Here is a 22,758-nt window from a genome sequence, read left to right on the forward strand (position 1 = left end):
GCTCAGAAGGCGGGCGATAAGGCCATCAGGCGACCTACGTCGGTACGCGAGCGCGGCGAAAGAGGTGCGGCCGGGGGCGTCACGGCGTGTCCCCGTCCAGGTCGTCCCTGACCCTCCCCGGGGAGGCCCTACCGGCCCGCTACTACACGGATCCGGCCATCGCACAGGCGGAGACCGACCGTATCTTCGCCAAGTCCTGGCAGCTCGTCTGTCACGAGTCCGACCTTCCCGGCCCCGGCGCGCGGCTGGCCGCCACCGCAGCGGGCCGGGAGGTGCTGGTGGTCCGCACCGAGGACGGTGGCCTCGCCGCCCACCTCAATGTGTGCCGGCACCGCGGCACCCGCCTGGTCACCGACCCGGAGCCGTCGGGCAAGGCGATCCGCTGCCCGTACCACGGCTGGACCTACAAACTGGACGGCCGCCTGGTCGGGGCCCCCGAGGCACGCAGGATCCCCTGCCTGGACAAGCCGAAGCTCGGTCTCCACCCGGTCAACGTGGAGTCCTTCCTGGGCTTCGTCTTCGTCAACCTGGACATGGAGGCGACCCCGCTCGCGGAGAGCTGCAAGGGGCTGGCCGAGGCCGTCGGCCACTACGCCGGGGCCGATCTGGTGCCCGTCGGCAAGCACCGTATCCACGACCTGTCGGGCGGCGAGGAGCAGAACGCCAACTGGAAGGTGATCGTCGACAACTATCTGGAGGGCTACCACGTCCCGGTCGCCCACCCCTCGCTGATGCGACTGCTCGACTACGCCGCGTACACGGTGGACGTGCAGGAGAACTACGTCCTGTTCGAGTCGCCGCTGCGCGACAAGCCCTCCTCGAACTGGACCGAGCGGCTCTACCAGCGGCTTGCGATGCCGATGCCGGGGCTGGTCGAGGCGGACCGGCGGGTGTGGCGGTACGCCGTGATCTACCCGAACACGCTCATCGACTTCTACCCTGACCACGTGCTCGCGTGGACCGCCCTGCCCACCGCCCAGGACCGGGCGGCGATTCCCGGTGCCTTCTACACCAAGACCGGCGAGGGCCTGCGCACCCGGCTGGCCCGGCGGCTCAACATCCACATCGGCTGGGTCACCAACGACGAGGACGCCGAGCTGGTGGAGCGCGTCCAGGCCGGTATGCGGACGCCCGGCTTCGAGCCGGGTCCGCTGTCGCAGCGCGAGGCCGCCGTCGGCTGGTTCGCGCGCCGGGTCAGGGACGACCTGGACGGGGACACGCCGTGACGCCCCCGGCCGCACCTCTTTCGCCGCGCTCGCGTACCGACGTAGGTCGCCTGATGGCCTTATCGCCCGCCTTCTGAGCCGCGCACGCACCCTCCCCAGACCGGTCATCACTGCGGAATCAGGGCCTGAAGTGAGCCGACCAGCCGGTCCGCCCTGGACTTGTGCCGTTCCTCGACGGAGAGGACGTTCCATGTCCCCCGAGGTACCACCGCCGACCCGACGCGCCGTGTTGCGGGCGGGCGCCTGCGGCCTGCTGGCCGCAGCGGCCGGCGGCTGCGGGTTCATGCCCGCCAAGAAACCCGACGCCGACCAGCTCGCCCCGGTCGAGGCGCGCGTCGACGGCGATCTCGTCTACTTCAACTGGGCCGACTTCGTCGACCCGTCCGTGTTCAAGGGCTTCGAGAAGGAGTACGGCGTCAAGGTCATCCAGTCGAACTTCGACTCGATGGAAGGCATGGTCGCCAAGCTCAACGCGGGCAACCGCTACGACATCATCTTTCCCACGGCCAAATGGGCCCAGCGGCTGGCGCGCGGCGGCCGGCTGCGCCGTATCGACCACTCCCGGCTCGCCCACTCCCAGGCCATATTCGGGACGTACGACTACTTCGCCGACCCGTGGTACGACCCCGGTTCCGCGCACACCGTCCCCTTCACCGCGTACAAGACCGGTATCGGCTGGCGGCGCGACAAGATCGGTGAGCTCACCGATTCCTGGCGGGACCTGTGGAGCGATCGGGCCAGGGGCAAGGTGTTCCTGCTGGACGACCGCGACGAAGTCCTCGGTATGGGTGCCCTCTCGCTCGGGCTCGACGTCAGCACCGGTGACACCGGCGACCTCGACCGCATCACCTCCCTGCTGGGCACCCTGCGGCCGCGGCTGCGCGGCTTCTCCAGCGACAGCTACAACAACCTCCTCAACGGCAACGCGCTGATCCAGCAGGCGTGGAGCGGCGACATGGCCGCCATGCTCAACCAGGCCGACGACCCGTCCGTGTTCGGGTTCCAGGCCCCCAAGGAGGGCACGCCGATCAACTCCGACTGCTACGCCATCCCCTGGAACGCGCCCCACCCCGGCACCGCGATGCTGTTCATCGACTACATGCTGCGGCCGGAGAACGTGAAGAAGAACATCGAGTACATCGGCTACCCGATGCCGGTCGCGGGCACCGAGAAGGTCTACGCCGATCTCGTCGAGCCGTTCCCCGAGTGCCTGGTCACCCAGGACGACCTCAAGGCCGACGTGTTCTTCCGCAACGGCGACCGCGCGGCGGAGGACGCCCGCGACGCCGCCTGGACCCATGTGAAGGCGGGCTGAGACATGGCACTGCTCCGCCCCTCCCGCTCCCGCCGCCGGGACACCTCCGGGAACCGGATGTGGCTCTGGTTCATGCTGCCGGGCACCCTGTGGATGACCGGCTTCCTGATCGCCTCGCTGGCCCTCGTCGCCGTCCTCGCGGTCGGCACCACCGACGAGCTCGGCAACCCGCGCTTCGGCTTCGACCTGGCCGGTGTGCGCGCCCTCGCCGACCCCGCCTACACCGAGGTCCTGGCCCGCTCCCTCGGCTATGCCCTGCTGACCTGTGTGATCTGTCTGCTGATCGCCTATCCGGTGGCGTACACGATCGCCCTGTACGGCGGCCGGTACAAGCACGCGCTGATCGCCGCGATCGTGGTGCCGTTCTTCGCCAACTACCTGGTGCGCATGTACGGCTGGTCGGTGGTCCTGTCCGACGACGGGCCCGTGCTGCGCGCCCTGCGCGCGGTCGGTCTGGCCGACTCGGGCACGAAGATCCTCAACAGCGGCTTCGGCGTGGTCGCGGGACTGGTCTACGGCTTCGTCGTCTTCATGATCATCCCGCTGTACGCGGCCCTGGAACGGCTGGACGTCTCCCTCATCGAGGCCGGCCGCGACCTGTACGGCGGCCCGGTCCGCACCTTCTTCTTCGTCACCCTGCCCGCGACGAGGCAGGGCGCGGCGGCCGGGCTCGTCCTGGTGTTCCTGCCCGCCATGGGTGACTTCGTCAGCGCACAGCTCATGGGAGGCCCGGACCAGATCATGATCGGCAACCTCATCCAGGACAAGTTCTTCCAGGGCCAGAACTGGCCGCTCGGCTCGGCGCTCACCATGCTGCTGATGCTGGTCCTGCTGGTCGGGATGCTCGGCTATCTGCGGCGCACCCGCAAGGACGAGGCGGAGGCCCTGCGATGACTCTGGTCCGCACCCCCTCCGCCACCGCCTCGTCCTTGCGGGTGCGCCGCAGATAGCCGAGCATCCCGACCAGCAGGACCAGCATCAGCAGCATGGTGAGCGCCGAGCCGAGCGGCCAGTTCTGGCCCTGGAAGAACTTGTCCGCCACCGCCCCGGCCCGTCCCTCCGCCCGCACGCGCATCCGCCGACGCGCCCACCGCAAGCCCCGCGTTCTCATCGCGATCACCGGGCTGTTCTTCGCCCTGCTCTACCTGCCCATCGCCGTCGTCGCCCTCTTCTCCTTCAACTCGCAGAAGTCCCTGACCGTGTTCGACGGTTTCAGCCTGCGCTGGTACCGCGCCTTCGTCCACGACGACGTCCTGATCGCCTCCCTGGGTACCAGCCTGCGCATCTCCCTGGTGGCGATGGTCGGTTCGGTGCTCCTCGGGGCGGCGCTGGCGCTCGGTCTGGTCCGCTGCCGAACCCGGCTCGGCTCACTGGCCGGACTGATCATGCTGGTGCCGCTGATCACGCCGGAGATCGTCACGGGCGTGGCCTCGATGCTGCTGTTCAAGGGCCTGGGCGTGCCTTTGTCCACCGGCACGGTGATGCTCGCCGAGATCACCTTCTCCATCTCGTACGTCACCGTCATCCTGCGCTCCCGGGTCGCCGCGCTGAACCCGGAGGTGGAGGAGGCCGCGATGGATCTCGGCGCCACGCGGTGGCAGGCGGTCCGGCTGGTGACCCTGCCGGCGCTGCTGCCCGCGGTGCTCGCCTCCGCCGTACTGATCTTCGCGCTGGTCTTCGACGACTTCGTGCTCGCCTACTTCACCACCGGCGTCGACCCGCAGCCCCTGTCGGTGCGGATCTACTCGGCGATCCGGTTCGGCGTGCAGCCCACCATCAACGCGCTCGGCACGCTGATGCTCGCGGGATCGATCGCGCTGATCGCCCTGGCCCTGTTCATCCCGCGCCTCTTCGGCCGCCGCGGCGGCCTCGACATCCTCTCCGGAGAGTGATCCCCATGGACGTGACCCCCGCCGTCCGGCTCGACGGTGTCTCCAAGCAGTTCGCGGACTCCTACGCCGTCCACCGCCTGGACCTCGACATCGAGGCCGGCCACTTCTTCTCCCTGCTGGGCCCGTCGGGCTGCGGCAAGACCACGACCCTGCGCATGATCGGCGGGTTCAGCGATCCCACCGAGGGTGCGGTGGTGCTGGCGGGTGAGAACGTGACCGACCTGCCGCCGAACAAGCGCAACGTCAACACCGTCTTCCAGAGCTATGCCCTGTTCGACCATCTGAGCGTCGCCGACAACGTCGGCTTCGGCCTCAAGCGCCGGGGCGTCGCCAAGGCCGAGATACGCCGGCGTGTCGGCGAGATGCTGGAGCTGGTCCAGCTCACGGGCCTCGCCGACCGGGGGCCCCGTACCCTCTCGGGTGGCCAGCGCCAGCGCGTCGCCCTGGCCCGTGCGCTGGTCAACCGCCCGGCCGTGCTACTGCTCGACGAACCGCTGGCCGCCCTCGACCTGAAGCTGCGCCGGCAGATGCAGGTGGAGCTGAAGCAGATCCAGCGCGAGGTCGGCATCACCTTCGTCTTCGTCACCCATGACCAGGACGAGGCGCTGACGATGTCCGACCGGATCGCGGTGATGAACGAGGGCCGCATCGAGCAGTGCGGCACGCCGGAGGACATCTACGAGCACCCCGGCACCCGCTTCGTCGCCTCCTTCATGGGCACCTCCAACCTGATGACCGGCACGTACCGGGGTGGCGAGGTGACGCTGGAGAAGGGGCCCGCCCTGGCCGTCGGCGCGCGTTCCGGTATCGCGGACGGCACCGCCGTCAGCGTGTCCGTGCGCCCCGAGAAGATCTGGCTGTCGGACTTCGAGCCGGGCATGTCGATGCAGAGCGGGGTGATCCGCGAGACCGTCTACAGCGGCCCGACCACCACTTATCTGATCGAACTCGCCCCGGGCGTCACGCTGTCGGTGCTGGAGCAGAACACGGCCCGCGCCCGCATGGAGGACCGCTGGAGCGGCGGCGAGACGGTGGAGTTCGGATGGCGGCCCGAGCACTGCCTGGTCCTGGCCTGACCCACCCCCTGACGAAAGCGAAACCCATGCATCACGACGTGATCGTGCTCGGCGCCGGTCTCGCCGGGCTCGCCGCCGCCCGGGACCTGGCCGCCGCCGGCACCGACGTGCTGGTCCTGGAGGCCCGGGACCGCGTCGGCGGCCGGGTCGAGCAGACCCGCACACCCGACGGCCGCACCGTCCAGCTGGGCGGTGAGGTCGTCGGCCGCGGGCACACCGCCTATCTCCAACTCGTCAAGGAACTGGGCCTCGACCTGGTCCCCAGCTATGTCGACGAGCCCGGCCGGATCACCCGCGCCACCCCGGAGGGGCGCTCGGCCGGTGATCCACCGCACTGGTTCGGCCCCGGTGACACAGCCCTGCACGAGCGCCTGAGTGCCGAGTTCACCGCCCTCACCGCCACCGTCGCCCCCGACGACCCCTGGTCGCATCCGGACGCCACCGCCCTGGACCACCTCTCGGTGGCCGACTGGCTGCGCTCGCGTCAGGCCACCGCGGCCGTCGTACGCCTGTGGGACATCGGCCAACTCGCCCTGGCGGGCGGCTCGTACGAGCGGATCTCCCTGCTGGCCGCGCTGCGCAAGAGCGCGGCGGTCCCCGGTTCGGGCACCGGCGACTACGACTACGACGACTGGGAGGGCCTGCGGCTCGCGGAGGGCTCGGCGACGCTCGCCGAGGTCCTGGGCCGCGAGCTGGGTCCGCGGATCCGGCTCGGCTCGCCCGTCGCCGCGCTGGACATCCGCCCCGGCCGGTGCGCCGTGCGTCTGGTCTCCGGCGAGGTCCTCACCGCCGGCGCCGTGGTGAGCGCCCTGCCGGTGGGCCCGCTGCGGGATGTCGCCGTCAGCGGTGTGAGCGAGGCACGGCTCGCCTCGCTGCACCGGCAACGCCACGCCACGGCCGCGAAGTTCGCCGCCGTCTACGACCGTCCGTTCTGGCGGGACGCCGATCTGAACGGCCTGTCCGAGGCGGAGGGAGTGCTGGGCAGCACCTGGCCGCAGAACGAGGGCGTCCTGTCGGCGCTGATCCCGCCCGAGCGCTACGGCGTCCTGCTCGGCACCCCGCCCCAGCTGCGCACCCCCGAGCTGCTCGCCGAGATGGCCGGCATGTTCGGCGACGAGGCACTGCGGCCGAGCGCCTGCCATCTGCGGCTGTGGGGAAGCGACCCGTGGACGCAGGGGTACGTCACCCAGTGGCCGCCGGGTGAGGTCATGGCCGTCGGCCCGCTGCACGGCACGCATGAACCGCCGTTCTACGTCTGCGGCTCCGACCAGTGGGTCGCCGGATACATGGAGGGCGCCGTCCGCACCGGCCGCGCCGCCGCCGAGGAGGCGCTGCACCGTGGCTGACACCGACGGGCCGAACCGGGCCATGGCCGGCAACGACCGGCTCAACCACATCGGCGGCAAGGAGGTTCCGGCCGCGTCCGGTGCCACCTTGGCGTTGATCGACCCCGCCACCGGACTCCCCCACGGCACGGCTCCGCTCTGCGGCCCCGAGGACGTGGACGCGGCCTGCCGGGCGGCCGAAGAGGCCTTCCCTGCCTGGTCGTCGACGACTCCGGCCGAACGGCAGACGGCGCTGTTGCGCATCGCCGACGCCCTGGAGCGGCAGGCCGAGGCGGTGGCCCGCGCCGAAGTCACCGACACGGGCAAGCCCCGAGCCCTGTTCCTCGCGGACGAACTGCCCGCGATCGTGGACGTGTTGCGGTACTTCGCCGGTGCCGCCCGGAACCTGCCGGGCGCGGCGGCCGCCGAGTACACGCCGGGCCGCACCTCCGTGCTGCGGCGCGAGCCGGTCGGCGTGTGTGCCCAGATCACGCCGTGGAACTACCCGCTGATGATGGCCGTATGGAAGATCGCCCCGGCGCTCGCGGCCGGCAACACCGTGGTCCTGAAGCCGTCCGACACGACGCCGTCGTCGGCGGTGCTGCTGGCCCGGCTGGCCGCCGAGCACCTTCCGCCCGGCGTGCTGAACGTGGTGTGCGGCGACCGTGAGACCGGGCGTGCCCTCGTCGCCCATCCGCTCGTGCGGCTGGTGGCCGTCACCGGGAGTGTCCGCGCCGGACAGGAGATCGCCGCGGCGGCGGCCGCCGACCTCAAGCGGCTGCACCTCGAACTCGGCGGCAACGCACCGGTGTTGGTCCACGCGGACGCCGATCTCGACGACGCGGTCGAGCAGTTGTCGTCGCTGTCCTTCTACAACGCGGGGCAGGACTGCACCGCGGCGACCAGGATCCTGGTGGACCGGCGGATCCACGACCGCTTCCTCGCGCTCTTCGCGGACCGGGCAGCCGAGCAGCGGCCCGGAGCGCCGGACGACGCGCACGCCGCGTTCGGCCCGCTGGCGAATTCCGCCCAACTCGCCTCTGTGACCGGCCTGTTGGAGCGGCTACCGGGGCACGCCGAGGTCGTCACGGGCGGCGCGGCGCTGGACCGGCCCGGCTACTTCCACCAGGCCACACTGGTCGCCGGGGTGCGGCAGGAGGACGAGATCGTGCAGAGCGAGGTGTTCGGCCCGGTCGTCACCGTCCAGCCGTTCACCGACGAGTCCGAGGCCATCCGGCTGGCCAACGACGTACCCCAGGGCCTCGCCGCGAGCGTCTGGACCCGGGACCACGACCGCGCCATGCGGGCCGCCCGGGAGCTGCGGACCGGCATCGTCTGGGTCAACACCCATGGCACGACGGTGTCGGAGATGCCGCACGGCGGCGTACGCCACTCCGGGTACGGCAGCGACCTCTCCCTCACCGGTCTGCTCGACTACACGCAGGTCAAGCACGTCATGCTGTGACGGGTGCGATCCGTTTCGCGGCTCAGAGCTTGGCGCCGAAGGCCTGCGTCCACCAGGGGCCGCCCGCGCCGTCGTGGATGCCGACGCCGATGTCCTTGAACGAGCAGTTGAGGATGTTGGCGCGGTGGCCGGGGCTGTTCATCCAGGATTCCATCACGGCCGCCGGGGTCTGCTGGCCCATCGCTATGTTCTCGCCGTACGTGGACCAGCTGTAGCCGGCCGCGGTGATGCGCTGGCCGGGGTCGGCACCGTCCGGGTTGGTGTGGTCGAAGAAGTCGCGGGCGGCCATGTCCTCGGAGTGACCCTGCGCGGCCTTGTTCAGCAGGGAGTCCTCGGCGAGCGGACCGCAGCCGGCGTTCGCCCGCTCCTTGTTCACCAGCGCGACGACCTGCCCGACGGTGTCGGTCGGGGCCGACTGCGCCTGGGGCGTGCTGGACGCGGTCCGCGTCGGCCGTGGGGTCGGCCGGGGCGTCGGCGTGGCCTTCTTGGTCGGTTTGGGGGATTTGGAGGGGGTTGCCTTCTTCGACGGCGAGGCGGACGGCGACGGGGACTTGGAGGGCGACGAGGTCGTCTCGAGGGGGCGCTGCGACAGGTCGGCCACGGGGGCTCCGGCGGTTCGCGCGGCGGTCGGCTCCTCGGTTCCGGTGCCGGGGTCGGAGTCGAAGTACCAGAATCCGCCACCGGCGACGCAGGCCGCCACGACGGCGCCTCCAACGGCCCGGCGCTTGTTACGGCGACGTCGGCGGGCCTCTCCACGGGACACGGTCCGGCCACCCGAGGCGCGGTGCCCCGCTCCCCCGCCCGATCCGCCGTGCCCCGATGACGCGTTCACCGCCGAGGCCGAGCCGACCGGGGCCATCCCGCCGGAGGCGTCGAGCACCCTCTCCAGCAGCGCGGGCGTGGCGACCACCAGCGCGAGGCCGGCCAGCAGCCCTTCGGCCGGCATCAACCCGCTCCACAGACCGGAACAATGCATGCAATCCCGGGCATGCCTGGCTATTCGCTTGCGCCACAGGGCCGAGGGCCGGCCGTCCCAGGACCCGAGCACAGCGTGCAGCTCGGGGCAGCGCGGCCGCGCGTCGAGCGCCCGTACCACCACCCGGGCCGCCTCCAGCTGCGCCTTCATCCGCTGCACCCGTACCGCCGTGTGCTGCGCGGACAGCTCCAGGGCCGCGGCGACCTCGGTCCGGGTCAGCTCGCCGGCGCACTCCAGCCACCACAGCGACAGCAGCCCCCGGTCGTCGGGCTCCAGCCAGCGGGTGGCGCGTGCCGTCTCCTGGCGCTGGCCGGACAGCTGGAGCTGCACCATCGTCAGGTCCACGAAGTCGGCGCCCGGGTCCGCGAGGTCCTCGGCCTCCTCGACGCCGCCCGGGGCGGACTGCCGGTCGTGCCAGTGCGCCCGGACCTGGTTCATCGCGATGGCCACCAGCCAGGAGCGGAAGCTCTCGGGAGTGCGCAGTCCGCCGAGCGAGTCGAGAGCGCGGAGCATCGTCTCCTGGACCACGTCGTCGACGTCGACGGAGCCGTTCAGAGCCCTCCCCACAATGTTGTAGACCAGCGGGAGGTACGCACCGACCAGGGCGTCCTGAGCCTCCGGGTCGCCGCTGCGGGCGGCGCTCACCAGTGCCGCGAGTTCCCTCGTGCGCTCTGTACTCATCAAAAACTTCCCTGTCCTCGACGCCGGGCGATGCTGTCCGATACCTGGGAGATCGCTCGGTGGGCCGCGGATAACAGTTCTTCGGACGGTTCTTCGGACGCTTGTTCCCCGAGAGCCTCGTGAGGCCCGTCCGACCGCGCAATGGGCAACGTCACATTGGGCGGCTGAGAGCGACAGAACGTACGGATATGAGGCGAATGCCCACGCCACGAAGGGGAGATGCGCCCCCGGACGACCCGAGTCAGTCGACTTCGCGTCGGTAGGCGACGAGGAGGAAGAGCCAGATCTCGCCGACCGCGGGAAAGCAGGCGATCGCGTGACGCAGGCGATTGAGCGGGATCTCGCCCACGACCGCCACAGTGGCCGAGTGCAGAAGCTCCCTGACGCCGGGACCGACGAAGGTGACGCCGCGATGGCGTCGTCCGCGGTGCGGCCCTGGTACTTGCCCCGGTGGGTGAGCAGCGCGCGGTGGCTGACGTCGCCGAGGCCGTACAGCCACCCTCCCTCGATGCCGCGCCGCCTTCGGCTCACGCAGGCACCTGATCAGCTGCCGTGCCGTGCCGCGGCACGGCCACACACCCGCATGGGTGACCGGCGCGATCAGCGTGCCTTCGCGCCGTCCCTGCGGGTCCGTACGGCGACCGCGGCGAGCAGCGCGAGGACGACGACCGTGAACCATGTCGTCGCGTCGGTCAGGCTCATCGCGCGGCTGGCTACGCCGAGGCCAACGGGCAGCAGGGCCAGGCCCAGGTAGGAGACGAGGAACAGTCCGGCGAGGGCTTCGCCGCGCTGCGCCGGTGCGGCGGCGCCGGCCACCTGCCCGACGGCGGACTTGAACAGGACCCCGGCGCCGACTCCGGCGACGATCCCCGCCAGCAGGAACACGGGCAGGCTGGCCAGGCGCACGCCGAGGGCGAGGATGGCCATGCCGGCGGCCTGGGCGAGCAGTCCGAGGTACCAGCGCGTGCGGGCGCCGAGCCGGCCGGTGACCGTCTGGGCCACCGCGGCGGCGCCGAACACGGCGAACACGACCAGTCCGGCCAGCGCGCGGGAGGGGTGGTGCAGGGTGCCGCCGACGAAGCCGGGGACCACGGAGGTGAACAGCCCGAACACGGCCATGGACGTGAATCCGGCGGCGCCGGCCGTGAGATATCCGCGGTCACCGCGGGTGGCGCCGACCCGTTGCGGACGGTAGGCCGGCCGCACCTCGGGCGCCCGGACGGTCTCGGGGGTCAGTGCGACGGCGGCCACGCCGATCAGCAGCAGGACGACGAAGACGGCGTACGGCAGCAGGAGCGGCGCGGTCAGGTACTGGGCGAGCAGCCCGGCGGCTATGGGACCGAGGCCGAGGCCGCCGATGTTGGCGACGGTCGACACGATCTCGAAGCGTCGTGTGGAGGCGCCGGGCCGGTGGGCGGTGTGCAGTTCGTGCAGATACGCGGTGGCGGTGGCCGTCAGCATCCCGACACCGAGACCGGTGACGAGCCGGGCGAGGATCAGTACCGGCAGCGACGGCTCGGACAGGAACAGCGCGGCGGCGATCAGTTCCAGGACCAGCGCCGCCGTCATGACCTTCTTGCGGCCCAGCCAGTCCGAGACATGCCCGGCGAGAAGCAGGCTGGTCAGCACGCCGACGGCGTAAACGGCGAACACGACGGTGACCGTGAACGTGGAGAACCCGTCGTGTGCCTGGTACAGCGGGTACAGCGGCGTGGGGACGGTGGAGAACGCCATGGCCGTCACGAACACCGCGGCGACCGTCCAGAACCCGGCGCCGTACCGGTGGGTGGCCTGCGTGCGCGTATGCGGGTCGACGGCTGTGATCAGCGACATCGGAGTGCTCCCGTCCGGAGGGGTGGACATGTCGGTTCCAACGCATGCGCGGGGTCGCTGTTTCCCATCCGGTGGAGATGATCGAAGATGATGGTTATCTGTATGAGAGATAGCCGACAGCGCGAGCCGGAGGGAGGGCCATGGATCTGCGTCAGATGGAGGTCGTCGTCGCGGTCGCCGAGGAGGGCGGGTTCAGTGCCGCGGCCAGGCGGCTGCACGTCGTGCAGTCCGCGGTCTCCGGCACGGTCCGTGCCCTGGAGCGGGAGTTGGGCGCCGCGCTGTTCCGGCGCACCACGCACCGGGTGTCCCTGACCCCCGCGGGGCAGGCCTTCCTGCCCGCCGCCCGCGCCACCCTGCGCGCCGCGCAAGAGGCCAGGACCGCGGTCGATCTCGCCCGGGGCGAGCTGCGCGGGGAGATCACGATCGGCGTGATGCAGGGCCTGTACGCCGGCCTGCCGACGGCTCTGGCCGTGTTCCACGCGGAGCACCCGGGCGTGGTGCTCCGACTGCGGCAGGCGCCGGCCGAGGACATCCCGCGGGCCGTGCGCGACGGAAGCCTCGACCTGGCCGTGGCAGCCCTGGACCCCCCGTCGCCGCGTGGTCTGGCGACCCGGTTGCTGTCGCGGGAGGAGATGGTCCTGGTGACCGCCCCGACGACGGATCTGCTGCCGCCCGAGGGTCCGGTGACCCTGGCCGAGGCCGTGGAGCTGCCGCTGGTGGACTTCTCCCCCGGCTGGGCGGTCCGGCACGCGGTCGACAAGGCGTTTCGCGCGGCCTCCCTCGATCGCGCCGTCACCTTCGAGGTGAACGACCTCCTGGCCGCGGCCGACCTGGTCCGGCACGGCCTCGGCGTGTGCATCATGCCGCCGTCGCTCGCCGCCCGCTTCCCCGAACTCCCCGTACGTCCCTTCGCGGCGCGCGCACCGACATGGATGATGGGGGTCGTCCACCCGCGCGGGGACACGCACCCCGCGGTGACCGCCCTGCTGCGCCACATCGGACGAGGATGAGCGGCTCGGGCCGCGGGGCCCCGCAGCCGTCCGGGCCCTCAACCGTCAATCGCCGACGGCCCAGTTGCGCTCACACGGGCCACGCAGACGGGTGACGTCACCGCCCCGGGACTGCTGCTGGAACGGCCCGGGGCGGGAATGCGCACCGTCGCGCTGAGCATGCCCGGCCCGGGGCCGGACGTCGACGACGTGGTCCTCTCCTTCCCGTGTGACGGCCTCGAACTCCGCGGGGAACTAGGTCATTTGGTCGAAGCCACAGCGAATGGCGCGACCTAGCTTGTTGCTGGTCAGAGTACTTTTTCGGCCATCAAGGAGCAGTGACGTGAGTACTGTCAGGAACATCGTTCTCGTGCATGGCGGATTCGTCGACGGATCCGGCTGGCAGCCGGTGCACCGCCTTCTCACCCGCGACGGCTTCAACGTCAGCATCGTGCAGAACCCGACCCTCTCCCTGCAGGACGACGTGACGGTCACTCACCGGGTCCTCGACGCGCAGGACGGGCCGACCGTGCTGGTCGGCCACTCCTACGGCGGGGCCGTCATCACCGAGGCCGGCCGGCACGACAAGGTGGCCGCGCTCGTCTACGTCGCGGCCTTCGCCCCGGACAAGGACGAGTCCGTCGCCACCCTCATCGCCGACCCGGTTCCCGGCGCGCCCGTTCCGCCGATCCTCCCGCCCCAGGACGGCTTCCTGCTCCTGGACCGGGAGAAGTTCGCCGCCTCGTTCGCGGGTGATCTCCCGGCCGAGGACGCCCAGTTCATGGCCGACTCGCAGGTCCCCTGGGGTGTGGACGCGCTGGGCGGGACGGTCACCGAGGCCGCTTGGCGTGCCAAGCCCAGCTGGTACCTCGTCGCCACCGACGACCGCATGATCCCCCCGCCCGCGCAGCGCGCGATGGCCGAGCGGGCCGGCGCCACGGTCAGCGAGTCCGCCGGAAGCCACGCCTTCTACGTCTCCCGTCCCGAGGCCGTGGCCGAGCTGATCAAGCAGGCCGCCGCCGCCCACCAGGCGTGACCGCGACGAAGCCAGAGGAACACAGAACATGAACAAGAAGGTCATGAGAAACGGAATCGTCGCCGCGACCGCCGCGAGCGCACTCGCCGCGGCACTGCTGGCGACGACGGCCGAGGCGACGCCGGCATCCACCCCGACGGACGGCGCCAAGCCGACCGTCGTGCTCGTGCACGGTGGCTTCGCCGACGCGTCCGCGAGCTGGAACGACGTGATCAGACGGTTGCAGAAGGACGGCTATCCGGTCGTCGCGCCCGCCAACCCGCTGCGTGGACTGCCCACCGACGCGCCCTACCTGGCCAGTGTGCTGAAGTCCGTCAAGGGTCCGATCATCCTCGCCGGGCACTCCTACGGCGGCGCGGTCATCACCAACGCCGCGGCCGGCAACCCCAACGTCAAGGCCCTCGTCTACATCGCCGCGTTCGTGCCCGACAAGGGCGAGCAGGTCGGCGGGCTCCTCGAGAAGTTCCCCGGCAGCAAGATCCCGGACGCCATCGACCCGGTGCCGTTCCCGAACCCCGACGGCAGCACGGGGACGGACCTGTACCTCAAGGCCGACAAGTTCCGCGGTGCGTTCGCCGGGGACCTGCCGGTGTCGGTCACCAACGTGATGCAGGCGGCGCAGCGCCCGTTCAGCGCCTCGTCCCTGACCGACGTCACCAAGGACGCGGCCTGGCACGACATCCCCTCCTGGGGTCTGGTCGCGGCGTCGGACAACGCCATCCCGCCGGCGCTCCAGCACTTCGAGTACAAGCGCGCGAACGCCCGTGGCACTGCGGAGGTTTCGGGTGCCTCCCACTCCGTCATGATCAGCCACCCCGGTGCGGTCACCAAGATCATCGAGAGGGCGGACCGCGGCACCCGCTAATCGCCCGCCCCCCCACATACGCGACAGCCCGCCTCCCGTGAGGCGGGCTGTTCGCTTCCTCCCCGAAAGTGCGCGTCACGGAGTCGGGCCGGTCAGCGCGTCGCGCAGGCCGGCCCGTGAGGTGACGTTCAACTTCCGGAAGACGCCCCGCAGATGGGCGGCCACGGTGCGGGGCGAAAGGTAGAGCTGCGCGGCGATCTGCTTGTTGGTCAGTCCCGTGGCGGCCAGTTGCGCGGCCTGCCGTTCCTGCGGGGTCAGCAGTGATCGGCGTTCGTGGCCGGGTCCGGCGTGGTTCACGGGGATCCCGCTGGCCCGCAGTTCGTTCGCCGCCCGTGCGCTCCAGGGCGCGGCCCCGAGGCGTTCGAAGGTGCTGAGCGCGGCCTCCAGGTGCGGGCGTGCCGCGGAGCCCCCCTTGGCCCGGCGCAGTCTCTCGCCGTAGGCCAGGCAGATCCGGGCCCAGTCGAACGGCCAGCGCTCGGCGTCGGGTGTGGCGATGGCGGCCTCGAACCGGTCGTGGTCGATGAAGTCCGCCGTGGCCATCGCCTCGGCCGCGTCGGTGGCCATGGCCAGGCGCGGTGAGACGGACGGGATGTCGGTCTTGCGGACCGCGGCGATGTGCGCGGCGGCCTCGTCGTGGTGGTCGGTGCGTGCCGCTGCCTCGGTGAAGTCCAGCAGGAGCCACAGGAGATGGGGCATGTGCGGCTGCACCTCGCCCGGTGTGACGATGGCCCTCAGGAGCCGGTGGGCGGCGTCGAAGTCCGCGGCGCCGAGCGCCGACAGGGCCCGGATGTGGGAGGCGTAGACGCGAAGTGCGCCCAGTCCCCGGGGATTTCCCCAGGAGACGAGGCGGTCGGCGATCTCGCGGGCGGTGCTGCGCTCGCCGCGTGCGGAGGCCACCAGCCCGCGCAGGAAGCGGCCCGAGCACGCCGAAAGCCGGTAGTTGTACGTCGCGCACCACCCGAGGCCCTCGTCGGTGATCTCCAGGAGGTCGTCCCACTGTCCGCCGGCGTAGGCGTCGTTGGCCAGCAGGAACTGCGCCTGGATCGCCAGCGCGACGGCCCCTCCGTCGCGGCCGTCGTCGACGACGCGCCGCAGCGCGCTGCGGCAGCCCGCCAGGCGGTCGACGTAGGCGGCCGAGAGCGCGGTCCCGAAGATCCGTACGGGGTCGGACTCCTGGTGCAGTTCGGAGATGACTTCGTCGAGCCGGTCGAGCACGGACAGCGCCGAGTACGCCGGATCGCCGAAGGCACCCAGGATCACCGGGAGCAGCCGACCCGAGGTACGGGGCCGGCAGTGCCGTACGACGTTGTCGAAGGAGCTCCACAGCTCCGGCCGGCCGCTGAAGAAGCACACCATGAGCAGGGTGTTCAGCGCTTCGCGGAGGATGTTGTCGTCCACCCCGCCGGCAAGGGCGTGGTTGTCGATGGCGCCGACGAGGAGCCGGTGCGCGGTGTCCACGTCGCCCTCGCCGTTGAGGAGTTGGCTGGCCGCGGCGGTGGCGGCCGCGAGGGAGTCGGTGCCGGCCGGGTCGGCGCGTCCGGCGTTGTCCAGCAGGGCGCGGACGTTGCGCAGATCGCCGGTGATGTTGGCGCCCAGGCAGGCGGCCTCGGCCAGCCTGCGGCCCTTGGCCGCACCGGTGCTGCTCAGCTCCGAGGCGCGCAGCAGGGTGGTGATGGCGCCGACGGCGTCGCCGCGGTGCAGGGTGCGGTAGGCCACCTCGCGCAGGAGGGCGGCGACCTCGTCGTCGGGGCCGATGGCGGCGCTCGCGAGGTGCCGGGCCCGGCGTTCGGATCCGTGGGGCAGTTGCGAGGCGAGCGCCAGATGGCCCCACTGGCGCTCGGCGCCGGTCGACAGTTCCATGACGGCGGACCGCGTCAGCGGGTGCCGGAAGACCAGGCGACCCGTGAGGCTGTCCACCCGCACGAGGCCGGCCCGCTCGGCGGGCGACAGCTCGGCCAGGACGTCGAGGCCGCCCATGGCCCGCTGCGGGAGGTGCAGTTCGCCCGAGCCGTCCAGGACGGCGAGCAGGAGCAGGCTCCGGGTGGTGTCCGGGAGGGCGCCGACCCGGGAGGTGAAGACCCGCTTGAGACGCTCGGTCAGCGGCAGCACCGAGGGCAGGCTTCCGCACTCCGTGTGCTGGGCGTCGTTGAGCGCGACGGGCAGCTCCAGCAGCGCCAGCGGATTTCCACGGGCCTCCGCGACCAGGCGCCGGCGGACCCTGGCCGCCATGGCGGGGAACCGCTCGGCCACCAGCTCGTCGGCCGCGGCGTCGTCCAGCGGCTGCACCTCGTGCAGGGGGATGCCGGTGCTGCTCAGGAACGACTCGTCGCCGGTCCGGGACGCCGCCAGCAGCGCGAGGGAAGCGGTGCTGACGTAGCGGGCGATGGTGCCCAGCACGGCTGCGCTGGGCCGGTCCAGCCAGGCCACGTCGTCGATGATCAGGGCGAGCGGCCCGCTCTCGCCGGCGGCATGGGTGAGCAGGACGTGCACGGCGTTGGCTATGGCGAGTAATTCGGTGGGCTGTCCTTCGGCCAGTCCGCGCACGGCCTGGAGTATGTCGGCCTGCCGTGCGGGCAGCGCGGGGATCCCGTCAGCCAGCGGCTGGAGTATCTGGTTCAGCGCCGCGAAGCTGACGCTCTCCTCGAACTGCGAGCCGGCGACCCGCAGCACCCTCATTCCCCTGTCGGCCGCGCGCGACGCTGCGGCGTCCAGCAGCGCGCTCTTGCCCACGCCGGGCTCTCCGGTCAGCAGCAGCGCCGCGCCCCGCGCGACGGCCGTGCCGAAGATCCCGTCGACGATCGCCAGCTCCGCTGATCGTCCGATGAGAGTGGCCATGAAGCCTCCCATGGTGGTGGGGCAGGAACACCGACACGACGAGTGGAGAGACGGAAAGTTCGAAATCTGAGGAGTGTCCTGTGTCACGTTTCCGGGTCCGAGCGCTGCCCGTGCGTCACACCGGCCGCCCGGTCACCGCAGGTCCCGGGGCATTAGGTCATCTGGCCGAAGCGGCACGAACAGCGTCTTCCTAGGGTGAGGGCAACCGGGAATTCCGGACCCACGGCAGACAGCAGAGAACGGAGGCCGGGCATGGCAACCGACATCGCCTTGCGCAACGTGGTGCTCGTCCACGGTGGCTTCGTGGACGGATCGGGCTGGCAGGGTGTCCACGAGCGGCTCGTGGACGCGGGCTATCACGTCAGCGTCGTGCAGAATCCCACCCAGTCCCTCGCCGGGGACGTCGCCGCGACGCTCCAGGTCGTCGCCGAGCAGGACGGGCCGGTCGTCCTGGTGGGCCACTCCTATGGCGGAGTCGTGATCACCGAAGCCGGCCGCGACCCCAAGGTCTCCGCCCTCGTCTACATCGCGGCCTTCGCACCGGACAAGGACGAGTCCGTGAACTCCCTGATCGCGGACCCGCCGCCGGGTGCTCCGGTGCCGCCGATCCTGCCGCCGAAGGACGGTTACCTCTTCCTCGACCGCGAACGCTTCCACGCCTCCTTCGGCGCCGACCTGCCCGCGGCACAGGCGCGGTTCATGGCCGACTCCCAGGTCCCGTGGGGCATCGAGGCCCTCCAGGGCGCCGTCACCGAACCCGCGTGGCGGACCAGGCCGAGCTGGTACCTGGTCGCCGCCGACGACCGCATGATCCCGCCGCCGGCCCAGCGGTCGATGGCCCAGCGTGCGGGTGCCACGGTCGTGGAGACACCGGGCAGCCACTCCGTCTACGTGTCGCAGCCCGACGCGGTCGTCGACCTGATCAAGCGGGCCACGGCCGCCTGAACCCGCGCCCTGCCCGGGAGGCGGGCGCAACGGCCCCTCATCGACCCCGGCCCGCCGCGGACTCCCCCTCCGCCGGTGGGCCGGGGTCTTCGCGATCCGCACGATCCATACGTCCGTTCCTCCACCGGGATGAGCCATGTACTCCTGGAGCCAGTCCCTCACCTTCTCCTCGGCGGGCGCCTGGGACGAGGCGTTCACCGGCCTGCACGGCGCGAGCCGGATCAGCGTGCCGGACCGCGACGCCCCGTGGACCGGACGCCTGGCGTGGCAGCGATCCCATGCCTACGGCCTCGCCCGGTGCTCGGGCGGACGGGAAGTGGTCGAGCGGGACGCCCGGCACATCCGGTCCGACCCCCGGGGTGTGTACGAACTCCTGGTGCCGCTCGCCGGTACCGCCCGCGTGGAGCAGGGGCCGTCGTCCGTCGGGATCCGGCCCGGCAGCATGGTGCTGTGCGACGTGGACCGCCCGATGGCGTTCGCGCACGACGCCGGCTTCCTGTCGGTCGCCTTCATCGTGGCCGGCCAGGATGTCGCCGTGCGCAGCCCGCTCGCGGCGGCCGGACCCCAGGTGCTCGACGGCACGCGTGGACTGGGCCGGGTCGTACGGCAGTTGACGGCCACGCTGCACGAGGAGCGCGAGCAACTGACCGAGCCCGCCTTCGACATCGCCTGTGACCGGCTGCTGGACCTGGTGTGTCTGACCGCGGAGGGCGGCGGCGACACGGTGCCCACGGGTCAGCGAGCCACGGTCGAGGCAGCGATTCGCCGCCATGTCCGCCGGCACGCCTGCGACGCGGACCTGGACGTCACCGGCATCGCGCGGGCACTCGGCTGGTCCGTGCGCCATGTGCAGCAGGTACTGCGGTCGGCCGGTACGACGGCCCGCGACCTGATCCGCCGCGAACGGCTGAACATCGCCCGCACCCGTCTGGCCGACGCGAGTTGGGCGCCGTACTCCATCGCGGAGATCGCCCACTCCTGCGGGTTCGGCAGCCACGCGTCGTTCGCCACCGCGTTCCGGGCGGAGTTCGGCATGACACCGCGTGAGGCGAGGCGGCCCGAGGCGGGGAACGACGCGGAGGCCGGGGACCGGGGCGCCGACTAGCCCTGGGACGGGGTGAAGTACCTGCGCGGGTTGTCGACGAGCATGGTGGTGAGCTGTTCCTCCGTCACGCCCGCGGCGCGCAGCGCCGGGAGGACCTCGTCGTGCAGGTGCGTGTGGTGCCAGTTCGGCGCGATCTGCTCGCGAACGCCGGGCGGGAACCAGTCGATGTGGCAGGACGCGTCGTGGGACAGGACCATCCGCTGCGCGTACCCCTCGCCCGCGAGCGCGGCCACGGTCGCCACGCGCTGGTCGGTGGGCAGGAGGACATCGAGGCCGAAGCGGTCCATGCCGGCGTAAGAGCCGTTGTCGATGATCCGGTGCAGGTAGTCGAGGTCGGTGGTGTCGCCGCTGTGGCCGATGACGACCGCGCCGAGATCCACGCCCTCGCTGCGCAGGACGTCCTGCGCGACGAGTCCGGTGCGGGCACTCGCGCTGGTGTGCACGGTGATCGGGGCGCCCGTCCGCAGATGTGCCTGGGCGACGGCGCGCATCACCCGCTCCACGCCCGGGGTGAGTTCGTCCTCGATGGCGCACTTGAGGAACGCTGCCCTGATGCCGGTGTCCGCGATGCCCTCGGTGAGTTCGCGGACGAACAGCTCGGTCATGCCCTCGGGGCCCCCGAGCAGGGTGCCCGGGCCGTGGTAGCGGAAGTAGTCGGGGACGTCGGCCAGCGTGTAGATGCCGGTGGCCGCGACGATATTGAGGTCGACCTGCTCGTTCACCGCGGCGACGCGGGCGACGTCACGGCCGAGCCCGATGACCGTGGGGTCGACGATGGTGGTGACGCCGGTCGCGGCGAGGGCCTTCAGCCGCGTCACGGCGTCACCGACGCGCTCCCGCTCGTCCCAGGTCCCGGGCAGGCTCTGCCGGAACTCCTCGCTGAGGACGAAGACGTGCTCGTGCATCAGGACGGTGCCGAGGTCGCTTGCCGCCACGGGGCCACGGACGGTCTGTACCTGCGGGGTCGAGGTCATGCGGATCCTTCGGTGCTCGCCCGGACCGACCCCCGAAAAGGGGCGGCCGGGTGTGGTGTGAGGCGTACTCGCGCCGTGCGGTGAACCGGCGTGGTTCGACGCGAGGACGACTCTGCCAAGGCCCGGCCGCAGCGTCTTTCGCGTCGGCGCACGGTTCTTTCGCGTGGACGCGCAGCCCGGTCGGCACCACCGGCGACCCCGCGCCCCACCCGCTACTCGGGCCAGCCGGAGTTCTTGATGACCTCCACGAAGTCACCCGGTACGAAGCCGGGCACGAAGTGGGCCAGCACGTCCGCCTTGACGTTGCCGAAGGTCGTCTCGGGGCGGTCCTGGATGCCCTCGGTGAACGCGGCGAGGATCCGGTTCTTGAAGTCCGGGCGAGGGTGGGCCGCGACGACGGCGGCACGCTGCTCGTCGGAGACGGCCTGGTAGCCGATGCCGAGGACGTCCAGTTCCACACCGCGGGTGACCAGCGCGACCTCGGGTGCCATGTGCAGGGGGATCTCCGGGGTGGTGTGCAGGGCGACGGCTGTCCAGACCCGGTCGGCCGGCTCGCCGGTGACGCCGTGGGCGTGCAGGAATCGGCGGGCCTCGTCGGCGCCGTCGATCTCGAACCGCTGGTCGGTGCGCCGGTAGCGCTCGGTCAGGCCGAGGTCGTGGAACATCGCGCCCACGTAGAGCAGTTCGGGGTCGAACTGCAGCCCCGCCTCCAGTCCACGCAGCGACCCGAACAGGAAGACCCGCCGGGAGTGGTCGAACAGCAGCGGCGCGGCGACGTCCCGTACGAGCTCGGTCGCCTCCCGTGCCAGTGCGCTGTCCGGGATCCGCACGCCCGCGATCGTTTCACCCATGATGACGGCCTTCCTCTTCTCGCCCGACCGGTCCGCCCGGTCGGTGACCTCCTTCAATGTCGTCCGGTGGCCTATCCTGGCGCCATGTCCTTCCTGCCACACGACCCACAGATCCGGACATGACCCATCGCGTGGCCCTCCTGGTGTTCGACGGGGTGACCCTGCTCGACGCCAGCGGCCCCCTGGAGGTGCTGCACCAGGCGGGGCGGCTCGGCCACCCCTACGCACCGGTGCTGGCCTCCCCTTACGGCGGCGACGTCACGACGTCGTCGGGCGTGGCGCTGGCCCGGACCGTGACCGCGGCCGACGTGGGGCCGGTCGACACGCTCGTGGTCGCCGGGGCCGACGCACTCGCCGAGCGCTCCCCCGGCGCGGACCTGCTGACGGCGGCCGCCCTGCTCGCCGGGCGGGCCGAGCGGGTCGCGTCCGTGTGCAGCGGCGCCTTCGTGCTCGCCGAGCTGGGCCTGCTCGACGGCCGCAGGGCGACCACGCACTGGCGGCACGCCAAGACACTCGCCCGCCGCCATCCCCGGGTACGGGTCGAGCCGGACGCGCTCCACGTCCGGGACGGCCGGTATCTCACCTCCGCCGGCATCAGCGCGGGCATCGATCTGACGCTCGCGCTGGTCGAGGACGACCACGGAGCGGACGTGGCCCGGGAGGCCGCCCGCGAACTGGTCGTCTTCATGCAACGCCCGGGCGGACAGTCGCAGTTCTCCACCGCTCTGGCGACCCCGCCGGCCCGCAGCGACCTGCTGGGCTCGCTCACCGCGTCCGTGCTCGCGGATCCGGGCGCCGACCACAGTCTGCCCGCGATGGCCGCGTCCGCCGCCGTCAGTACCCGGCACTTGACGCGGCTGTTCCAGAGCGAGCTGAACACTACGCCCGCCCGTTGGGTCGAGCGCGTCCGTCTCGACCGAGCGCAGCAACTCCTGCTCGACGGGCACAGCGTGACCTCGGCGGCACGGCGCAGCGGGCTCGGCAGCGACGAGACCCTGCGGCGCGCTTTCGCCCGCCATCTGGGCACCACCCCGACGGAGTACCGCAGACGTTTCGCCACCACGCGCCCGCGGGAGTCGGCGCCGTGAGCCCACTACGGGGCAGGCTTGACGGTCTTCATCGTGAAGTGCGAGGCGACGTTCTTGATCCGGGGGATCGTCATGACCCCGACCGCTGAGGAACGCCTCGTACGCGGGCAGGTCGGCGACGACCAGGGAGAAACGTCCGCCCCATACCTGGGGAGTGACGAACCGGGCCGGGTCGACCCTCGTCAATGTTGTGCACTTTCTTGACGGCAGTCACCACAGAGCCTACTTTCGCGGTGTCCTTCCCCCGGTCAAGGGAGACCGCGATGCCCCCGTCCCCCGCC

Annotated in this window: 18 protein-coding genes and 1 pseudogene; 13 read left to right on the forward strand and 6 right to left on the reverse strand. The window is 71.5% G+C overall.

Annotated elements, in window-relative coordinates; all coding sequences use genetic code 11:
• Positions 1-86 precede the first annotated feature (86 nt).
• The 7 genes from EAO75_RS01325 to EAO75_RS01360 all read left to right on the forward strand — a co-directional run bounded on the left by EAO75_RS01325 (position 87) and on the right by EAO75_RS01360 (position 8,299).
• Positions 87-1,226: an aromatic ring-hydroxylating oxygenase subunit alpha gene (locus EAO75_RS01325; protein WP_147993181.1), complete on the forward strand. Its 1,140-nt coding sequence runs from the start codon at positions 87-89 to the stop codon at positions 1,224-1,226.
• Positions 1,227-1,416: 190 nt separating this feature from the next.
• A complete protein-coding gene (locus EAO75_RS01330) occupies positions 1,417-2,541 on the forward strand; it encodes a spermidine/putrescine ABC transporter substrate-binding protein (protein ID WP_147993182.1) in 1,125 nt (374 codons plus the stop codon).
• Positions 2,542-2,544: 3 nt separating this feature from the next.
• Positions 2,545-3,435: an ABC transporter permease gene (locus EAO75_RS01335; protein ID WP_147993183.1), complete on the forward strand. Its 891-nt coding sequence runs from the start codon at positions 2,545-2,547 to the stop codon at positions 3,433-3,435.
• A gap of 92 nt (positions 3,436-3,527) precedes the next feature.
• The gene (locus tag EAO75_RS01345; RefSeq protein WP_147993184.1) at positions 3,528-4,433 is read left to right on the forward strand and encodes an ABC transporter permease; all 906 of its coding nucleotides are present in this window, start codon (positions 3,528-3,530) and stop codon (positions 4,431-4,433) included.
• Positions 4,434-4,438: 5 nt separating this feature from the next.
• Positions 4,439-5,509, forward strand: a complete 1,071-nt coding sequence (locus EAO75_RS01350; RefSeq protein ID WP_147993185.1) for an ABC transporter ATP-binding protein — start codon at positions 4,439-4,441, stop codon at positions 5,507-5,509.
• A 26-nt stretch (positions 5,510-5,535) separates the two neighbouring features.
• Complete coding sequence (locus EAO75_RS01355) at positions 5,536-6,855, forward strand: flavin monoamine oxidase family protein (protein WP_147993186.1); 1,320 nt, start codon at positions 5,536-5,538, stop codon at positions 6,853-6,855.
• A 22-nt stretch (positions 6,856-6,877) separates the two neighbouring features.
• Positions 6,878-8,299 (forward strand): aminobutyraldehyde dehydrogenase, encoded by a 1,422-nt coding sequence (locus EAO75_RS01360; protein WP_147993205.1) that lies wholly within the window; start codon positions 6,878-6,880, stop codon positions 8,297-8,299.
• Positions 8,300-8,321: 22 nt separating this feature from the next.
• Here EAO75_RS01360 and EAO75_RS01365 read toward each other — a convergent pair whose 3' ends face one another.
• From EAO75_RS01365 to EAO75_RS01375, 3 genes and pseudogenes are all read right to left on the reverse strand, one after another.
• A complete protein-coding gene (locus EAO75_RS01365) occupies positions 8,322-9,956 on the reverse strand; it encodes a sigma-70 family RNA polymerase sigma factor (protein ID WP_147993187.1) in 1,635 nt (544 codons plus the stop codon).
• 241 nt (positions 9,957-10,197) lie between these two features.
• Positions 10,198-10,368: pseudogene (locus EAO75_RS48440) on the reverse strand (pyridine nucleotide-disulfide oxidoreductase); the annotation flags it as partial.
• A gap of 188 nt (positions 10,369-10,556) precedes the next feature.
• Entirely contained in the window at positions 10,557-11,789 is a 1,233-nt protein-coding gene (locus EAO75_RS01375) for an MFS transporter (RefSeq protein ID WP_147993188.1), read from the reverse strand.
• 140 nt (positions 11,790-11,929) lie between these two features.
• Between EAO75_RS01375 and EAO75_RS01380 the strand changes: the two genes are divergently transcribed.
• From EAO75_RS01380 to EAO75_RS01395, 3 genes are all read left to right on the forward strand, one after another.
• The gene (locus tag EAO75_RS01380) at positions 11,930-12,799 is read left to right on the forward strand and encodes a LysR family transcriptional regulator (RefSeq protein WP_147993189.1); all 870 of its coding nucleotides are present in this window, start codon (positions 11,930-11,932) and stop codon (positions 12,797-12,799) included.
• Positions 12,800-13,121: 322 nt separating this feature from the next.
• The gene (locus EAO75_RS01390; RefSeq protein WP_147993190.1) at positions 13,122-13,814 is read left to right on the forward strand and encodes an alpha/beta fold hydrolase; all 693 of its coding nucleotides are present in this window, start codon (positions 13,122-13,124) and stop codon (positions 13,812-13,814) included.
• Positions 13,815-13,842: 28 nt separating this feature from the next.
• Positions 13,843-14,679: an alpha/beta fold hydrolase gene (locus EAO75_RS01395; RefSeq protein WP_147993191.1), complete on the forward strand. Its 837-nt coding sequence runs from the start codon at positions 13,843-13,845 to the stop codon at positions 14,677-14,679.
• Between the two features lie 75 nt (positions 14,680-14,754).
• Here the strand turns inward: EAO75_RS01395 and EAO75_RS01400 are convergent, their stop codons facing one another.
• The gene (locus EAO75_RS01400) at positions 14,755-17,514 is read right to left on the reverse strand and encodes an AAA family ATPase (protein WP_261989104.1); all 2,760 of its coding nucleotides are present in this window, start codon (positions 17,512-17,514) and stop codon (positions 14,755-14,757) included.
• Positions 17,515-17,766: 252 nt separating this feature from the next.
• Between EAO75_RS01400 and EAO75_RS01405 the strand changes: the two genes are divergently transcribed.
• Together EAO75_RS01405 and EAO75_RS01410 are read left to right on the forward strand one after the other, a co-directional pair.
• Positions 17,767-18,459 carry an alpha/beta fold hydrolase gene (locus EAO75_RS01405; protein ID WP_147993193.1) on the forward strand — a complete coding sequence of 231 codons (693 nt, stop codon included), beginning with the start codon at positions 17,767-17,769 and terminating at the stop codon, positions 18,457-18,459.
• Positions 18,460-18,595: 136 nt separating this feature from the next.
• A complete protein-coding gene (locus EAO75_RS01410) occupies positions 18,596-19,564 on the forward strand; it encodes a helix-turn-helix transcriptional regulator (protein WP_147993194.1) in 969 nt (322 codons plus the stop codon).
• Here the strand turns inward: EAO75_RS01410 and EAO75_RS01415 are convergent.
• Both EAO75_RS01415 and EAO75_RS01420 read right to left on the reverse strand, forming a co-directional pair.
• Positions 19,561-20,538, reverse strand: a complete 978-nt coding sequence (locus EAO75_RS01415) for a phosphotriesterase (RefSeq protein WP_147993195.1) — start codon at positions 20,536-20,538, stop codon at positions 19,561-19,563. The genes EAO75_RS01410 and EAO75_RS01415 overlap by 4 nt on opposite strands.
• 212 nt (positions 20,539-20,750) lie before the next feature.
• Complete coding sequence (locus EAO75_RS01420) at positions 20,751-21,389, reverse strand: HD domain-containing protein (protein ID WP_147993196.1); 639 nt, start codon at positions 21,387-21,389, stop codon at positions 20,751-20,753.
• Positions 21,390-21,508: 119 nt separating this feature from the next.
• On the opposite strand from EAO75_RS01420, the gene EAO75_RS01425 reads away from it, so the two are divergent.
• Positions 21,509-22,477 (forward strand): GlxA family transcriptional regulator, encoded by a 969-nt coding sequence (locus EAO75_RS01425; RefSeq protein ID WP_147993197.1) that lies wholly within the window; start codon positions 21,509-21,511, stop codon positions 22,475-22,477.
• Positions 22,478-22,758: the final 281 nt, after the last annotated feature.

The sequence above is a fragment of the Streptomyces sp. UW30 genome, assembly GCF_008042075.1.
In the GTDB taxonomy this organism is placed as follows: domain Bacteria; phylum Actinomycetota; class Actinomycetes; order Streptomycetales; family Streptomycetaceae; genus Streptomyces.

Coding starts and splice junctions, on each gene's coding strand:
- EAO75_RS01400 (WP_261989104.1), bottom strand. CDS start 17,514: ATGGCCACTCTCATCGGACGATCAGCGGAGCTGGCGATCGTCGACGGG.
- EAO75_RS01330 (WP_147993182.1), top strand. CDS start 1,417: ATGTCCCCCGAGGTACCACCGCCGACCCGACGCGCCGTGTTGCGGGCG.
- EAO75_RS01405 (WP_147993193.1), top strand. CDS start 17,767: ATGGCAACCGACATCGCCTTGCGCAACGTGGTGCTCGTCCACGGTGGC.
- EAO75_RS01360 (WP_147993205.1), top strand. CDS start 6,878: ATGGCCGGCAACGACCGGCTCAACCACATCGGCGGCAAGGAGGTTCCG.
- EAO75_RS01365 (WP_147993187.1), bottom strand. CDS start 9,956: ATGAGTACAGAGCGCACGAGGGAACTCGCGGCACTGGTGAGCGCCGCC.
- EAO75_RS01380 (WP_147993189.1), top strand. CDS start 11,930: ATGGATCTGCGTCAGATGGAGGTCGTCGTCGCGGTCGCCGAGGAGGGC.
- EAO75_RS01335 (WP_147993183.1), top strand. CDS start 2,545: ATGGCACTGCTCCGCCCCTCCCGCTCCCGCCGCCGGGACACCTCCGGG.
- EAO75_RS01420 (WP_147993196.1), bottom strand. CDS start 21,389: ATGGGTGAAACGATCGCGGGCGTGCGGATCCCGGACAGCGCACTGGCA.
- EAO75_RS01395 (WP_147993191.1), top strand. CDS start 13,843: ATGAACAAGAAGGTCATGAGAAACGGAATCGTCGCCGCGACCGCCGCG.
- EAO75_RS01425 (WP_147993197.1), top strand. CDS start 21,509: ATGACCCATCGCGTGGCCCTCCTGGTGTTCGACGGGGTGACCCTGCTC.
- EAO75_RS01355 (WP_147993186.1), top strand. CDS start 5,536: ATGCATCACGACGTGATCGTGCTCGGCGCCGGTCTCGCCGGGCTCGCC.
- EAO75_RS01350 (WP_147993185.1), top strand. CDS start 4,439: ATGGACGTGACCCCCGCCGTCCGGCTCGACGGTGTCTCCAAGCAGTTC.
- EAO75_RS01345 (WP_147993184.1), top strand. CDS start 3,528: ATGGTGAGCGCCGAGCCGAGCGGCCAGTTCTGGCCCTGGAAGAACTTG.
- EAO75_RS01415 (WP_147993195.1), bottom strand. CDS start 20,538: ATGACCTCGACCCCGCAGGTACAGACCGTCCGTGGCCCCGTGGCGGCA.
- EAO75_RS01375 (WP_147993188.1), bottom strand. CDS start 11,789: ATGTCGCTGATCACAGCCGTCGACCCGCATACGCGCACGCAGGCCACC.
- EAO75_RS01410 (WP_147993194.1), top strand. CDS start 18,596: ATGTACTCCTGGAGCCAGTCCCTCACCTTCTCCTCGGCGGGCGCCTGG.